General features: G+C 49.3%; 12 protein-coding genes. 9 read left to right on the forward strand and 3 right to left on the reverse strand.

All coding sequences use genetic code 11. The features are described 5' to 3' along the window. Positions 1–37: 37 nt before the first annotated feature. On the reverse strand, positions 38–1,015 hold the full coding sequence (locus tag ACYVFD_RS23110; RefSeq protein ID WP_461092877.1) for a DUF4249 domain-containing protein: 978 nt from the start codon (positions 1,013–1,015) through the stop codon (positions 38–40). Beyond that, entirely contained in the window at positions 1,015–3,408 is a 2,394-nt protein-coding gene (locus ACYVFD_RS23115; RefSeq protein ID WP_461092878.1) for a TonB-dependent receptor, read from the reverse strand. The genes ACYVFD_RS23110 and ACYVFD_RS23115 overlap by 1 nt, the downstream gene beginning before the upstream one ends. A gap of 219 nt (positions 3,409–3,627) precedes the next feature. On the opposite strand from ACYVFD_RS23115, the gene ACYVFD_RS23120 reads away from it, so the two are divergent. Then, entirely contained in the window at positions 3,628–4,968 is a 1,341-nt protein-coding gene (locus tag ACYVFD_RS23120; protein ID WP_461092879.1) for an NAD(P)/FAD-dependent oxidoreductase, read from the forward strand. A 3-nt stretch (positions 4,969–4,971) separates the two neighbouring features. Here ACYVFD_RS23120 and ACYVFD_RS23125 read toward each other — a convergent pair whose 3' ends face one another. Further along, on the reverse strand, positions 4,972–5,799 hold the full coding sequence (locus ACYVFD_RS23125) for a hypothetical protein (protein ID WP_461092880.1): 828 nt from the start codon (positions 5,797–5,799) through the stop codon (positions 4,972–4,974). Positions 5,800–6,364: 565 nt separating this feature from the next. On the opposite strand from ACYVFD_RS23125, the gene ACYVFD_RS23130 reads away from it, so the two are divergent. The 8 genes from ACYVFD_RS23130 (at position 6,365) to ACYVFD_RS23165 (ending at position 15,433) form a co-directional block, all read left to right on the forward strand. Continuing rightward, positions 6,365–8,500, forward strand: a complete 2,136-nt coding sequence (locus ACYVFD_RS23130) for a S46 family peptidase (RefSeq protein WP_461092881.1) — start codon at positions 6,365–6,367, stop codon at positions 8,498–8,500. A 154-nt stretch (positions 8,501–8,654) separates the two neighbouring features. Continuing rightward, positions 8,655–9,176, forward strand: a complete 522-nt coding sequence (locus ACYVFD_RS23135; RefSeq protein WP_461092882.1) for a DinB family protein — start codon at positions 8,655–8,657, stop codon at positions 9,174–9,176. 7 nt (positions 9,177–9,183) lie between these two features. Then, positions 9,184–11,406: a S9 family peptidase gene (locus ACYVFD_RS23140; protein WP_461092883.1), complete on the forward strand. Its 2,223-nt coding sequence runs from the start codon at positions 9,184–9,186 to the stop codon at positions 11,404–11,406. A gap of 125 nt (positions 11,407–11,531) precedes the next feature. Next, positions 11,532–12,185 carry a hypothetical protein gene (locus ACYVFD_RS23145; RefSeq protein ID WP_461092884.1) on the forward strand — a complete coding sequence of 218 codons (654 nt, stop codon included), beginning with the start codon at positions 11,532–11,534 and terminating at the stop codon, positions 12,183–12,185. Between the two features lie 146 nt (positions 12,186–12,331). Continuing rightward, positions 12,332–13,018 (forward strand): NUDIX hydrolase, encoded by a 687-nt coding sequence (locus ACYVFD_RS23150; protein ID WP_461092885.1) that lies wholly within the window; start codon positions 12,332–12,334, stop codon positions 13,016–13,018. A gap of 52 nt (positions 13,019–13,070) precedes the next feature. Then, the gene (locus ACYVFD_RS23155; RefSeq protein WP_461092886.1) at positions 13,071–13,505 is read left to right on the forward strand and encodes a nucleoside deaminase; all 435 of its coding nucleotides are present in this window, start codon (positions 13,071–13,073) and stop codon (positions 13,503–13,505) included. Positions 13,506–13,573: 68 nt separating this feature from the next. Beyond that, positions 13,574–14,398: a hypothetical protein gene (locus ACYVFD_RS23160; protein WP_461092887.1), complete on the forward strand. Its 825-nt coding sequence runs from the start codon at positions 13,574–13,576 to the stop codon at positions 14,396–14,398. Between the two features lie 63 nt (positions 14,399–14,461). Continuing rightward, complete coding sequence (locus ACYVFD_RS23165) at positions 14,462–15,433, forward strand: polyprenyl synthetase family protein (RefSeq protein WP_461092888.1); 972 nt, start codon at positions 14,462–14,464, stop codon at positions 15,431–15,433. Positions 15,434–15,486 lie beyond the last annotated feature (53 nt).

Below are 15,486 nucleotides of genomic sequence, written 5' to 3' on the forward strand. Positions count from 1 at the left end.
TAACGCCGAATTAACCGTTGTGATACATGAAGCTTTTTTATTTCAATCGGAGGGATAGTATCGAATTGTTGTAACCTGCAAAACAACCCAGACCACCATCGATATTGCTGGGGATCGGAACGGGTTCGGCAAAGGGGTTGTTGCGCGAGCGATTCTGACGGATTACGGCTTCCCGGTATCGGTAATACGACGGATCGACGGTCATTAGATTGATGGTGACGCTAGCGATTCGATACCGTTGGTTGAATGTAAGTACCTGATTGTTGTTGCCGGTTGGCTGCTCGGCGGTTAAATAAGCTCTACCCGATTGCATGGCTCCTCCATCAAGGCCTGTATCGGGAATCAGCCCCCGGTTATCATCGTCGAAGGAAAGATTCGAAGTGCCGTCAATTCGGCTGCAGGAGCTACAGGCAAGAACGTACTGAAAATTGCCGGATACCTGATAGTAGTTCGTTTGCCCAACTGGGTCTTTCCAGTTGACACGAACAAAATAACGCTGGTTCTGATTGCGCGTCAGGAGGGCATTGGCATTTGAGTCGAACTGGATCGATGACGGCACAACCGGTTGTGGAATCGTGCAGGTACTGGTTGCCTTTTGGCCATCAGTTGTCGTGACGGTCAACGTGTAGGTGTGACCGGCAATGATCGGTAACAATTTGGCATCAGCACTGTAGTAAAGCCGAACGGAGTCGTTAGGAAAAAGCTTGTTTTTGTAAAGAAGAGGTACCGACCGATTGCCGTCTGATAATATGACGGTGGCATTTGAAACCGATGTGCCTGACACGGCTTGCGTAATGCTGTCGCCAACGACTGTGCGCGAGCGAGTCACGTTGGCGGTCAAAGCCAGATCCTGCGGAGATAGAAAGCAACTGACAACCAGTTTGGGTGGGTCGACACCTAAGGCGCTTGGGTCTATTTCATTCCGCAGTCCTGTGCAACCATCAAACAAACACAGCCCGATGAGGCAGACGACCAATGCCAATAATGGGTTATAGAAACGAACGATCAGAGCCATCAGAATTTGAAATTATAGCTGATTGCCGGAACAATCGGGAAGACAGAATAGCGGAACAGGGCAACTCGGGAAGGTTCAGTTGCCGTTGCTGCTACGGATTCGAGCCGGTAGAAGAATGGATTCCGGCGGTTATATAGGTTGTATGCACTAATTTCCCAGGTTCGTTCGTGGTGTTTTTTCTGCTTGTGAAACTGGATACTTACGTCAAACCGATGATAGGGCTCGGCCCGGAACGTGTTTTTCTGGCTACCATAATCGTCAGAGACTCGTGGGGTATAGATGAGTGAGTTGTCAAGCCGGTATGTATCAAAGCGTCCAACCGGGATGGTTAAGGCATTCCCCGTTCCATATACCCACAGCGCCGATAAGGTGATACGTTTATTCAACTCATAAATTCCGACCAGCGAAACATCGTGTCGGCGATCGTAGCGGGGATAATAGGGTTGCCCACCGTTCAACTCGGCAAACTGCCACTGCGTCCAGGAAAGCGTATAACCGGCCCAACCCGAAAACCGGCCTACTTTTTTCTGCAACAGAAACTCCGCACCATACGACCAGCCACGTCCTGATGTCACATTATCTTCCCAGCGTACGCTGTTAGCATTGGTAGGGTCATTGATGAGCAGAAAGCTGGCCCCTTCCTTGTAGTTGATAATGTTGTTCATCTGCTTGTAATACCCCTCAATGGTCAATGTCAATCCTTGGGTGAACGTTCCTCCGGTCGTAAAGTCTTTGGCAACTCCAACGGCTACCTGCTGCGACTGCTGAGGCTTTACGCGGTCGGTGGTAGGTACCCATAAATCAGTGGGTAAGCCAATGCCTGTGTTCGAGAGCAGATGGACATACTGATTCATCAGTGCATACGATGCTTTTATCGACAGATCGGGTTTTAACGTGTAGGCGGCTGAGATGCGGGGTTCGGGCCGGAAGTAATTGATATTCTGGCCCGAAAAGTAGCTCAGCCGGATGCCACCATTTAGCCGCCAGCGGGTCGACGGGCGCCAGGTGTCCTCAGCGTATATACCCGATTCCAGAACATCGATGTTGGTTGCATTATTGATCGATTGGCGAATCAATGCGTTTTGGAGCACAACGGCGCTGGGCGTAAAACGATGGTAAATTCCCTGAACTCCCGCCCGGATGGAGTGTTGTGGAGTTGGGTAGAAATCGAAATCGTACTTGAGCGAAAAATCCCGAATGCCCGAATTATAGAACAAAGAATACGTAGCCGTATCCTGGGTACTTTTTTCAACCGACGAAATCTGGAATTTATAGTCGCTGAAAATCAACGATAGATTCGAAAATAATTTCTGATTGAACAGATGGTTCCAGCGCAGGGTACCCGTTGTATTGCCCCAGCTTAAACCAGTTTCAGTATTTAGCACCTTGTCGTTGGCATAAAAGCGGTCGCGGCCGAAATAGCCGCTAAGGTAGATCTTGTCTTTAGAGGTAAGGTCATAATTGGCTTTCGCATTCAGGTCATAGAAGTAATAGCCCGCATTTAGCTGACCGTTGGTCTGGGCGTTGATGACTGGCGCTCCCACAAAATCAAGATACGTTCGCCGACCCGATACCAGAAAAGAGCCAGAGCGCTGGCCCGTCCTCTTGTTTTTAGTCAAAGGCCCTTCGAGCATCAGCCGTGAGGCAATCAACCCGATCCCCCCTTCACCGTGAAGTTTTTCCCGGTTGCCATCTTTCATATTGAGGTCGATAACCGACGAAAGACGCCCGCCATAACGAGCAGGAAAACCACCTTTTATTAATTCGACGCTCTTGATAGCATCGCCATTGAACACTGAAAAGAAGCCGAACAGATGATTGGCATTGTACACGATAGCATCGTCCAGAATGATCAGGTTTTGATCGGGGCCACCGCCACGAACATAAATGCCCGTTTGCCCTTCTGAGGCCTTCTGCACGCCCGGCATTAACTGGAGTACTTTGAGTACGTCTTTCTCGCCCAGAAAAGCGGGTATCTTTTTGATTTGGGCCACCGGAACCTCAATAGTACTCATGCGCGGACTTTCACTCACCTTCTCGATGGTACTGCTAGCTTTGACCTCTACTTCCGACAGAGCCTGGCCAGGTTTTAGCAGAATATTCTTCGTTTGATTCGCGCGCAGGCCTATTGTATAGGCAATGGTTTCATAACCGACAAACGAGAACGCCAGACGAACGCTATCCTGAGCGGGTAAAGTCAGCGAATAAAAGCCATAGGTGTTGGTAGTAGTGCCGGTGGTTGTACCCGGCAAATACACATTTACCCCAATCAGGGCTTCGAGGCTACCCGATTCACGCACATACCCACTAATGGTAAAGCGGTTGCCTGACTGAGCAAATAGAAGACAGGGGAACAGTAAAAAAACAATCAGACTTCGGAAACGTACAGGCATTGACCAGACGACTAGGTGAATAAGCGAATAAGTGAACTATGGGGCGCTGAGTCTGTAGAATGTAAAACGTTTAGTTGGTAAAATTATGTTATACAAGTAAGAAAGAACAGGGCCTGGTGCAGAATCCATACGGCTGTTTTTTAGCCGATTACTAAACAAAAGAATGGGCTGAACGGTAATACAACCGACGGCACCTGTCGTGTAAACACCTGAATAGCTATGCTTACGTTCGATAAACTTTCGCTCAATATACCCGATACGTCCAAACCGCGCGTTGTCATCATTGGAGGTGGCTTTGGCGGTATGAATTTAGCCAAAGCCCTGCGCGATGCCGATGTGCAGGTGGTGCTGTTCGACAAACAAAATTACAATGGTTTCTGGCCACTGCTCTATCAGGTAGCCACGGCCGGTCTGGAGCCCGATGCCATTGCCGAGCCGTTCCGAAAAATGTTCGATGGCTACAACGATTTTCATTACCGGATGGTACGGGTCAGCAAAATTGATCCCGATACAAAAACTGTAACGACGCTCATTGGCGCTCTGCATTACGATTACCTGGTGATCGCCACCGGAGCCAAATCTAACTTTTTTGGCAACGAACAAATCCAGAAATATTCGTTTCCACTGAAAACCATTCCCGAAGCGCTCAACGTCCGTAGTCAGTTTTTACAATGCTTCGAGCAGGCCAGCGTCACTACCGATCCCGAACTACGGAAAAGCTTACTCAACTTCGTGATTGCTGGCGCTGGACCAACCGGCGTTGAGATGGCCGGATCATTGGCCGAGATGCGAAAACACGTGCTTCCCTGCGACTATCCGGGGTTAGACTTCAGCGAGATGAACATCTTTGTGGTCGAAGGGTTGGGAAAAGTACTGCCGCCTATGTCGGAAGAGGCCGGACAAAAGGCACAGCGCTATCTGGAAGATTTAGGGGTTATTATCAAATTGAATACACTGGTTGATTCGTACGATGGCGAAACCGTAACCTTCAAAGGGGGCGAACAAGTCAAAACGCAAACGCTGGTCTGGGCCGCTGGCGTAACCGGTGCCCTGCTTGATGGAATTCCGGCTGATGCCATCGAAAAAGGACGCATTCTGGTTGACCCAATCAATCGGATACAGGGTATGACTGATGTTTTTGCCATTGGTGATATTGCGTTTATGAAGCTGAAAGACTACCCCAAAGGCCATCCGGGCGTCGCGCAGCCGGCTATTCAACAGGGCAAACATTTGGCTAAGAACCTGAAACACCTAATGAAAAACGAACCGACTACGCCCTTCGAGTATTTCGATAAAGGTTCACTGGCCATTGTGGGTCGTAGCCGGGCCGTAGCCGATTTGCCCGGCAATCTGCATCTGGGTGGATTTATTGCCTGGATGGCCTGGTTATTCGTGCATATCTGGTATCTGGTCGGCTTCCGTAGCAAACTGATTGTGTTCAGCAACTGGATGTACCGATTGTTTACCTATCAGCGAGGTACGCGCATCATCATCCGTCCGTTTGTTCGCAAAGACGATAAAGTCGGGCAGGAGATCCTGGCGCACAACGAGATGAGCTAAGACCTATCGCTTACTGAGTGGGAAATTGAATCCAAAGGCGTATTTATATTGCAACGAATAGAAATGGTGCGTGGCCAGACCCTGCTGGTCGGCACCGAGCCGGGTATTGGTATAATCGGCCCAGGCTCCCTGAACATCGGTTTGTAGAAAGAAATACCGGAATATATCGAGTTTTAATCCTCCGCTAAGAGCTGCTACGACGCCATGAAAATGAAATGGGCCTTCCTGCTGGTTGCCCAGTATGGTTGAAATCGTGTACGACACGAGAGCACCGGCACCGACTTTACCAATCGCACTCAGTTGAAGATGTTTGGCCTGCCAGAGTTTATGGCGCTTGACCAGATTGAGCATCAGGTAATTGTTGCCGTTAGTGTGCTGTAAATGCACAAAATCGGGCGTTACGAGGGTGTCTTTATCGATCTGATGACCACGAATCTGGCCCTGTACATGAATGACCTGATTATCCGTAACGATGTATTTCAGGTGGTCCCAGCTTAGTTCAATGCCCAGGTCATGCTTGTCATTGAAAAAATACCCCAGGTTCATGTCGTACTGCGGCACTGTCAGGTTATCCAGCCTATAAAAGTCGGTCATGTCGGCCCGGTCGTGGGCACTGGCTTTTATAAACGTAAAGTCATAATTATCAGTGGTCGTATTGCGGAAGTGGATCGTGCTGCGGGAATACGACTCACGATTATATCCCCAGGTGAAGTAAATGCTGCCCCGCATTTTGCCGAGCTTCAGTGTTTTTTCGGTAGGTAAAGTTTGGGCGGAAACAGACTGTAAAAAGCACGCAAATACTATACTAGCGAGTAGAGTTTTGGGGTTCATAAAGTACAATTACGGTATAGTGAATGGTAGTTACCTAAACGTAAGTTGGTAACACATGATGTAAAAGACGTATTGCCTTTATAAAGTTCCCTAAACGCTTATAAATGAAAAAGGTAGGCTCGTTATCGTCGCCTACCTTTTTCATTTGTAACTCAATATCAGTTAATATCGCCATCCAGGACGTCCGTACCCATAGTTACCACCGTAAGGTCTTGGAGGAGGGGTGTGGTGACGATGATAACCGTAAGGACGACCCGTATTATACGCAGGTCTGCTGTAATAGGTGGTACAGCTACTGACTGACAGAATCAGCATAAGTGCTGTTAGGGATCCGAGCCATTGTGTCGTTTTCATAACTATAAACCTTTTGTGTAAAATCAATGATTAGAACATCTACTTGTTTGATAGATTAAAGAACGATCATTAATCTTCGGTTAAAGTTGTCGGGCCAACGCGGATTAACGTCGATTCCCAAACGTTTGTCGCATATTCGCGTTCTTTGTTAAACAGTTTCCGGTTTAAGGTTTCGCGTTAGCCTGAAACTTGAAACAAAAAATATACATCCATGCGCTATCTGACCTTACGCACCTTTATACTGGCAAGTGCCCTGGCTTCTCTGGCCGTTTCGTTGCCCGCTCAATCCCTATCTGACTCGACCAAAGGTGGTCCGCTCGACTTGGGCAAGATGTGGACCTTTGATAATCCACCCTCCGACTTTTTCCAGAAAACCTACAACTTCAAAGCCGACCAACAATGGTTCGATGAGGCTCGACTGGCTTCGCTGCGATTTGCTGATTATTGTTCGGCTTCGTTTGTGTCGGCCAATGGACTGGTGATGACTAACCACCACTGTGCCCGTGAGTCGGGAACCGGTGTTACACGAAAGGGCGAAGACCTGAATGCAACCGGATTCTGGGCGAAAACAGCGGCCGAAGAGCGGCAGGTAGAGGGCCTTTTCGTGGATCAGCTGGTGAAAATCGAAGATATTACCAAGCGCGTGCAGGAGGCTATGGGGGCCGGAAATACGGAGCAGGCACAATTGCAGGCTCGTGAGCAGGTTTTTTCAGACATCAAACAGGAATACGGCCAGAAGGAAGGCTGGAAAGGGCTAGAACTGCAAACCATTACGTTTTACAACGGTGGGCGGTACTCGCTCTATGGCTTCAAACGCTATACGGATGTACGATTGGTGTTTATGCCCGAACTGCAGCTTGGCTTTTTTGGTGGGGATTACGACAATTTCACTTATCCGCGCTATGCGCTTGACTGTTCATTTTTTCGGGTTTATGACAATGGTAAACCCTTACAGACAACGCATTACTTCAAGTTTAATCCGAACGGCGTGCGTGATGGTGAGCCTATTTTCGTAATTGGCAACCCCGGCCATACCGAACGGCTTAAAACCGTTGCCGAGCTTGAATTTGACCGCGATTTACAAACCCCGGCTACCATTCAACTGCTACGTAACCGCTCGGCAGCGTTACAGGCGTATAATGCAACGGCCAAGAGTGATAGTGTATTGAATGAAATTTTTAGCCTGGAAAACAGCCTGAAAGCCTACGGTGGCCAGCTTGAAGGGCTGCGTGATGCCAGTCTACTGGCTCGGAAGGCCGTTTTTGAAAATCAATTTAAAGTAGCCGCAAAAGCTAAAAACCTTCCGGCCGACCAGCTCAAGACATGGGATGAAATTGCCAGTAATACGGCTCAGCTTCGTAGCGTTTTTAAAGACGCTAGCTACCTCGGCCCCAGCGAGCAGACCATGGGCGAACTGATGACGTTCGCTAATCTGGTGACTCAATTCAGTGAAATTCTGGCAACCCGGCCGCAGGATGCTGAACGGGCTCGTCCGTTGATGGTGGTGCCAACCATCAAAAACCTGACGCTGGATCAGGCGTATCTGGCTGCTCATCTGGCAGAAGCGCAACAGGCCTTAGGGAACGATGATCCGTATGTGAAAACGGCTTTGACCGGGCCTGATGGTAAACTTCGCAGTCCGAAAGAAGCGGCCGCTTACCTGTTCAAAAATACAAAACTACTCGACCCGGCTTTTATTACGGAGCTAGCCACACGCCCGAATGCGGCTGCGGCCTCGAACGACCCGATGCTGGCGCTGGCAAAGATTGGCTTTCCACGGTATCGGACAGCCGCCCTTCAGGCCCGGCAAATCAGCCAGCGGCAGGAAGTCCTGCGTGGTCAGTTAGGTCGCATGTTGTACGATGTGTATGGGACGGCTGTACCGCCCGATGCTACTTTTTCGCTTCGGATTAACGATGGGGTAGTCAAATCCTACAACTACAATGGCACTAAAGCCCCGATCCTGACCACCTTTGCCGGACTTTACGACCGCAACTATTCATTTGCTGATAAGGCACCCTGGGACTTGCCTGCCCGCTGGAAAAACCCGCCAATGGAATTGCTGAAGCAACCTATGTGCTTCATTTCGACTAATGACATCATTGGCGGCAACTCCGGTAGCCCGATGATCAACAAAAATCGGGAGGCCGTTGGGCTGGCCTTTGATGGCAATATGGAAAGCTTACCGGGTGAGTTCATTTTCGTGCCCGATGCCAACCGGACCATTTCGGTACACACAGGTGGAATCGTTGCCGCTCTAAAATACATCTATAAAGCCGACCGTTTAGTGAGCGAATTGGCAGGTACAGGCGTGCCTGCTAAACCGGCAACGGTCAAAAAGAAATAACGCTTTTTGGGCCATAACTGAAAAAGGTATAGGAAACGGTTGAGTGCGACCCCGATGGGGTCGTACCATTGATACTAACGGAAACTAAGCGATGTAAACTCCCCGAAAGTTTAGTACTTTCGGGGAGTTTGTGTTTAACTGTTCCAACCTGACTATGACTAAGTCTGAAATTCCGGTAATGCCCGATTTTTTCGACCGATATATCAATCTGGCCGATAACGTATTTCTCATTGATGCCCTCACCCAGTCGGCTTCGTTTGAAAGCCTGATTCCGGCCTATAAACTTGAAGCCCTTGGCGATCGTCGGTATGCACCGGGTAAGTGGCTGGTGACTGATATTTTACAGCACATTATTGATAACGAACGCATTATGGCGTATCGGGCGCTTCGTTTTGCCCGCAACGATAAGACTGAACTGCCTGGCTACGATGAGGAATTGTTCGGCCAGACTGCCAACGCTAGCCGCCGAACCGTGGCTGACCTGTATGAAGAATATGCCCTGGTACGGCAATCAAGTATTGCCCTGTTTAAAAGCTTTGACAACGAAATGTTGCTTCGGACGGGCGTGTGCTTTCACCGAACTATCTCGGTGGTGGCTTTGGGTTTCGTGTTGGTAGGCCACGCCAAACACCACGTCAATATCATCCGTGAACGCTATTTACCGCTACTTTCATAAACAAACTATGTTGAAACAAATCCTCCTCTTTGTCGCCATTTCGGCGCAAGTGGTTGTTGCCCAAACAAAATCGAAGGTTACCGTTACCGACCTGACCCGCATCAAGCAGGTGGGTGGTATCGAACTTTCGCCCGATGGTAAGCAAGCCGTTTATACCATTACGACGATTGAGTCGAACCCAGACCAGAAAGCGGATGGCCGCTCCGAAGAATACGACTACAAAACTCACATTTACCTAACCAATCTGAAACCCGGCGATGCGCGGGCGCTGACGCATGGGGCAGAGTCGGCAAGGCAGGCGGTTTGGGCACCCGATGGCAAGCGACTGGCGTTTGTTCGGACGGTGAAAGGCAAAAGTCAGATTTTTATTATGCCGCTTGATGGGGGCGAAGCCTGGCAATTGACCAACAGCAACTACGGTGCGTACAACCCGCTCTGGTCGCCCGATGGCAAGCGGATTGTGTTTACTGGTGGAGTAACCATGAATCAGATGCTCACCGATTCGCTGCTGAATCCCGATAAAGGTGGGCCTTCCTGGTCGCTAGAGAAGCCAGGTTTTGCGAATAACGATTTCGTAAAAGTCGACAAGAAGGTTAAAGCAAATCCTGATGGGTCACTAGCCGAAATTCGGGCGTATCTGGCTAAAGACGTAGAAGATAAAAAGGCCAAAGTCATTAATCGACTCAATTTTCAGGGTGAAGCCACGACCGAACCCGACATTACCTTCCTGCACCTGTACATTACGGACGTAGCTGAAAACGCAAAACCTAAGCCACTGACACGGGGCTATGAGTCCTATCTGGCGGCTAACTGGCTTCCAAATGGACAGGGCGTACTGGCCGTTACGGATCGCGACTCACTCAAACATCCTGATCGGGAACAGGACAACGCCATTGTGTTTTTGCCAGCCGATGGTTCAGGTAAGGTAACGATGGTACTGAGTGAAGTGGGTAAAAGCTACGGCGCTCCCGAAATTTCGCCAGATGGCAAACAACTGGCCTTTCTGGTCAGTCCTTCGGAAGGGGTGAATTTCTCACAGATTGGTTTGGCTACCCTGAATGGCTCGACAGCGTCAAATCCACAGCTCGTTACATTCGACCGCGCGGCTGGTAACCTGGTCTGGACAGAAGTCCCTTCTGCTACGAAAGGCAAGAAAGCCTCTTCCAGTTACGCAATCTATTTTACAGCTTCCTCCAACGGCGGTGTTCCCCTCTACAAACTTGACCCGGCTACCCGGCAGGTTACGCAACTGACCGATTTTGAGAGTGGTGTTACGGCTTTCGATGTGGCCCATAATCAGGTCGTTCTGGCAAAAACCGAGGTGGCTAACCCATCCGAACTGTATGTGGCTGATGCGTCGGCCAAGTCGCAAACGAAACTGAGCAATCATAATGATTGGGTCGCTCAGCGCCAGCTTAGTTTTCCTGAAAAACATACTTATAAGAATTCGCTGGGGCAAACGGTCGATTACTGGATTATGAAGCCTGCCTTTTTTGAGGCTTCTAAAAAATACCCGCTTTTGCTCAATATGCACGGTGGGCCAACGGCCATGTGGGGACCGGGCGAAGCATCGATGTGGCATGAGTTTCAGTACATGTGCTCGCAGGGCTATGGTATCGTGTACGCCAACCCGCGCGGATCGGGCGGCTACGGCATTGCTTTCCAACGGGCCAATATCAAAGATTGGGGCACTGGCCCGGCTGAAGATGTGCTCGCGGCTGAGAGCGCTGCCGCTAAAGAAGCTTGGGTCGATACGAGTCGGCAGGTGATTACGGGTGGGTCGTACGCCGGTTACCTGACAGCCTGGATTGTTGGGCATGACAACCGCTTTAAAGCCGCGTTTGCCCAACGGGGGGTATATGACCTTACTACCTTTTTGGGCGAAGGCAATGCCTGGCGACTGGTACCCAACTACTTCGCCTATCCCTGGACACCCGAAGCCAAAGTGCTGGATGCCAACTCACCCTATACGTTTGTGCAGAATATCCGAACGCCATTACTCATCAAACACGGCGAAAACGACCTTCGAACGGGGCCCATTCAAAGTGAGATGATGTACAAAAGCCTGAAAATTCTCGGTCGCCCGGTGGAGTATGTTCGTATGCCCGGTGCTACCCACGAACTGAGCCGCTCGGGGAATGTTCGGCAGCGGATTGACCGACTGCTCCGCATCTACGAATTTTTCGAACGATATATAGGCCCCGAAGCGCAGGGCTTGTCGCAGAAATAATACAAGCTTAACAGAGTCAAGACAGAGGCTGAGTAAAGTCATTGACCGAACACTCAAGTGAAGTAGTATCATAGTATTTATTTCAATAAGTTTACCGCTGTTACTTGTTTTAGATACATACTCTTATGCGCTTACTTTTTTTTAGCCTACTCTTAACAGCAACAGCCTCATTTGGCCAGATTGCGAATGATAATACGCTAACCGCCCAAGTTGACGGAAAAGATTTTACGACGCAGCCGCGCCGAATCCGAATAGGAAACTACTGGTGGATAACGGCCAATACCGTTAAACCCGACAAATCGCTTCGGATCTGGCTGGGGAGTTTCAACGGCGAGGATGCACTCGAACCCGGTACGTACGTGGTGGTCGATGCCCGTGACCCATATCGGAAAGAGTACCGGAAAAAATATGAAGGGCTGGAGAAATACAAAGGGATTGCCGCTATTCGGTACATCGAAGAAACCCGTGAGCCCCGTATGGAGTACCATGTAGGCGATTCGCAAAACAATGATGAAACAGTCGTGGTAACCAAAGCGACCGATGGAACGCTGGAAGCTACCTTTTCGGGTAAACTGGCCGGAACGTACTGGAAAGAGAAAGCATCGGCTACGGTGTTCGGGGGCGTTGGCCGACTGATGAGTAAAATGGAAGATAAAGCCATTACCAAAGCATCCGGCTATGACTCGGATATCGACCCTGAAGGTAACGGCTATAAAAAGCAGGACAAGAAGGACGAAATTGCAATTTCAAGTGGAAAGATTCGTCTCAAAATAAAGTAGGTTATTATTGAATTTAAGTTGATGACTACCTTTAAGTATGACCCCGACGGGGTCAAATGTTTATAGAGAATCGTTATGACTATAAACATTTGACCCCGTCGGGGTCATACGTTAAAATGTTACTATAGTACTTCTAAATAATTGACATGAGCGATAAGCACAAACCTGAAGCACTGGAAGAGGCCCATAAGTTTCGCTACTGGAAAAGCCAGATGGAAGCGAATGGCATGAAAATCAACAGTGTTAACGATTTTTACATTCGTCGGCGACATAATGGCGAGGTACTCTTTGCCATGCTCGAAATCGATGCCGACACGCCCGAAGGTGATAAAATCCCACCAGCCCTGTTTCTGAAAGGCCATGCAGCCTCCATGCTGGTCTGCCTGATCGACAAAGAAACGAAGGAGAAGTTTGTGGTATTGGTGAAGCAACGGCGTATTGCTGACGGCTCGCAGATTTATGAACACCCCGCTGGCATGGTCGATGCCAGTGATGCCGCTGATGATGTGGCCGCCCGTGAGATTGGTGAAGAAGTGGGTCTGACCGTATCGGCCAGCGAACTAATCAAGCTAAACCCCAGAGTTTGGTTTCCAAGCACTGGTACTAGTGACGAAGGGATGCACTTTTTTTACGTCGAGCGTGAAATGGACCGGGAAGAAATCATGTCGTTTCATCACAAAAACATGGGAAGTCAGTCGGAGCATGAGCGTATCGTAAGCGTAGTAGCTACCATTCCCGAATCGCATAAACTGATTACCAATGTCAATGGCCTTTTGCTTAATTTTCTTTACCTAAAGCACGTTGGCGATTACGAGACCATGAAATTGTTGTAGTTTGGTTTGGGCGGGTCGCCCGGTTAAACTAGTAACGTCAAACGAAAACACTATGGACGAATTTATGCAGGAGGCTATCCGTCAGGCCCGCAAGAGTTTAAGTGAGGGCGGCATTCCTATTGGATCATCACTTGTTAAAAATGGTGTATTGGTGGCATCGGGTCATAACAAACGGGTACAGGAAGATAATCCGATTCTGCACGGCGAGATGGACTGTCTGAATAATGCGGGGCGGGTTGGATCGTTCAAAGACACCGTTATTTATTCGACGCTGATGCCCTGTTACATGTGTGCCGGTACCATCGTGCAGTTTAAAATTCCAAAAGTTATAGTAGGCGAGTCGCGGACGTTTCCCGGCGCTCGTGAGTTTATGGAGCAACATGGCGTTGAAGTCATTGACCTCGATCTGCCGGAGTGTGTTGATATGATGGAACAATTCATTGCCGAAAAGCCAACCCTCTGGAACGAGGATATTGGTGAATTATAGCAACCGATCTGAAGTTACCTTTATTTGTTTGAATCGTCACATGGTCATCACCATACTGACCTGTCTTTGTGAAGATTCTACGATACGCGCTTTGGGGGATACTTGGTTTTTTTACGGTAAATCTGGCGCAGGCACAGCGGGCAAGAATCTGGCAGGAGAAAGCCGGAACGTGGCTGCTTCATGCTGGTTTGGGATTCACGCACTATACCGGCGACTTGGCCCAGTTTGGCAATCTGGCCCACCTGCAATTAGGAGGGGCTTTTAATCTGGCGGCTTCTTACCGAGCCTCGGATCGACTTTCGTATCGGTTCGAGGCTCAGTTGTATTACATCTACGCCCAGCAGAAATATACCCGCAACTATTTTAACAACCTGTCATTTCGCAGCCTGAACCCTGATGTTTGGGGCGGGGTACAGGTCGATTTCTGGCCAATCAATGATCCATACCGAGCCACAATTCCCTATGCTCTGGCAGGTGCTGGGATAACCTACATGACGCCCAAAGCCATCTATCAGGGCCAGTCGGTAAGTTTAGCTCCACTTCAAACGGAAGGCGTAGGCTACAATCGGGTAGCTGGAGTTGTCCGCTATGGACTAGGTATTCCACTGATGGCAACTGAACGCTTTCGAATAAATCTGGAAGGGACTTACACGCATGTTCTGAGTGACTATCTGGACGATGTTAGCTCCTATTATCGCGATAAAACGGGCATGAGTGACTTGGGAGCCGCGTTGGCCGACCGACGCGCTGAACTGGGAACGACGCTGAACCTACCCGGCGAAATACGCGGCAATACCGGCAAAAATGATGGCTACTTTATGGTCATGGGCCGACTGGTGTTTGTGATTATTACGCCGGGGCAACGGCGGTATCGTCGGATGATAGGCTATTAGGGTTTGAGGGCTTTTGCTTATTTTTGGCCTCTCACTTAGCAGAACTGACCCTGCCACAACCGAATGAGTCCAGCAATTTTTGTTGATGCCCTTCAAGCCGAACTTCAGACCCTCCAATATGGGCAACACCCGCCTGAACTCTACGACCCGATTCGGTACATTATGAGCCTTGGCGGTAAGCGGATGCGCCCACTTCTGACACTGATGGCTGCTTCCCTTTTCACAGACGACTGGCAAAAAGCCGTTCGACCCGCGCTGGGTGTTGAGGTATTTCACAACTTCACGCTCATGCACGACGACATTATGGACCAGGCTCCTTTACGTCGCGGGCAGCCTACTGTCCATGAAAAATGGAATGGCAATGTGGCAATTCTGTCGGGCGATGTGATGCTGGTCAATGCCTATCAATTGTTGCTGAATGTAGAGGCCGACCGACTTAAACTGGTTCTGGAGCGCTTTAGCCGAACAGCCGCTGAAGTTTGCGAAGGTCAGCAGTTGGATATGAATTTTGAGACGAGGTGGGACGTAACCGAAGCTGAGTATATTGACATGATTCGCCTAAAAACATCGGTGCTGCTTGGCTATGCGCTCGAACTGGGGGGATTAATTGCCGGAGCGGATGCCGAAACCAACCGACATTTGTATGAAGGTGGTATGAACATCGGCCTGGGTTTTCAGTTAAAAGATGATCTGTTAGACGTATATGGCGACCCGGCCAAGTTTGGTAAACAGGTGGGGGGTGACATTATTGCCAATAAAAAAACCTTTCTGTTGATTGAAGCGCTCCAACAGGCGAAAGGGCCAATTCGGGATGAACTGACTGGTTGGCTGACGAAAACTGATTTCGACAAGCGCGAAAAAGTGGAAGCTGTCACTGGTATTTACAACCAGTTAGGGATTAGGCAACTGACGGAAGCCCGGATTAACGAGTATTTTGCGCGTGGTTTTGCCAACTTCGATCAGGTAAAAGCAGATTCGGATCGAAAAAATGTGTTAATTCAATTCACTCGGCAACTGGTCGAACGAGAAAGCTGAAATTATGTAGGATATATGATGTATGATATGGGATGTAAACTGTAAAAGGCCAT

Source organism: Spirosoma gilvum, assembly GCF_054776815.1.

Bases quoted from the DNA above. Each gene is read 5' to 3' on its own strand.
- ACYVFD_RS23120 (WP_461092879.1), top strand. From the start codon at position 3,628: ATGCTTACGTTCGATAAACTTTCGCTCAATATACCCGATACGTCCAAA.
- ACYVFD_RS23165 (WP_461092888.1), top strand. From the start codon at position 14,462: ATGAGTCCAGCAATTTTTGTTGATGCCCTTCAAGCCGAACTTCAGACC.
- ACYVFD_RS23130 (WP_461092881.1), top strand. From the start codon at position 6,365: ATGCGCTATCTGACCTTACGCACCTTTATACTGGCAAGTGCCCTGGCT.
- ACYVFD_RS23150 (WP_461092885.1), top strand. From the start codon at position 12,332: ATGAGCGATAAGCACAAACCTGAAGCACTGGAAGAGGCCCATAAGTTT.
- ACYVFD_RS23145 (WP_461092884.1), top strand. From the start codon at position 11,532: ATGCGCTTACTTTTTTTTAGCCTACTCTTAACAGCAACAGCCTCATTT.
- ACYVFD_RS23140 (WP_461092883.1), top strand. From the start codon at position 9,184: ATGTTGAAACAAATCCTCCTCTTTGTCGCCATTTCGGCGCAAGTGGTT.
- ACYVFD_RS23110 (WP_461092877.1), bottom strand. From the start codon at position 1,015: ATGGCTCTGATCGTTCGTTTCTATAACCCATTATTGGCATTGGTCGTC.
- ACYVFD_RS23135 (WP_461092882.1), top strand. From the start codon at position 8,655: ATGACTAAGTCTGAAATTCCGGTAATGCCCGATTTTTTCGACCGATAT.
- ACYVFD_RS23155 (WP_461092886.1), top strand. From the start codon at position 13,071: ATGGACGAATTTATGCAGGAGGCTATCCGTCAGGCCCGCAAGAGTTTA.
- ACYVFD_RS23125 (WP_461092880.1), bottom strand. From the start codon at position 5,799: ATGAACCCCAAAACTCTACTCGCTAGTATAGTATTTGCGTGCTTTTTA.
- ACYVFD_RS23115 (WP_461092878.1), bottom strand. From the start codon at position 3,408: ATGCCTGTACGTTTCCGAAGTCTGATTGTTTTTTTACTGTTCCCCTGT.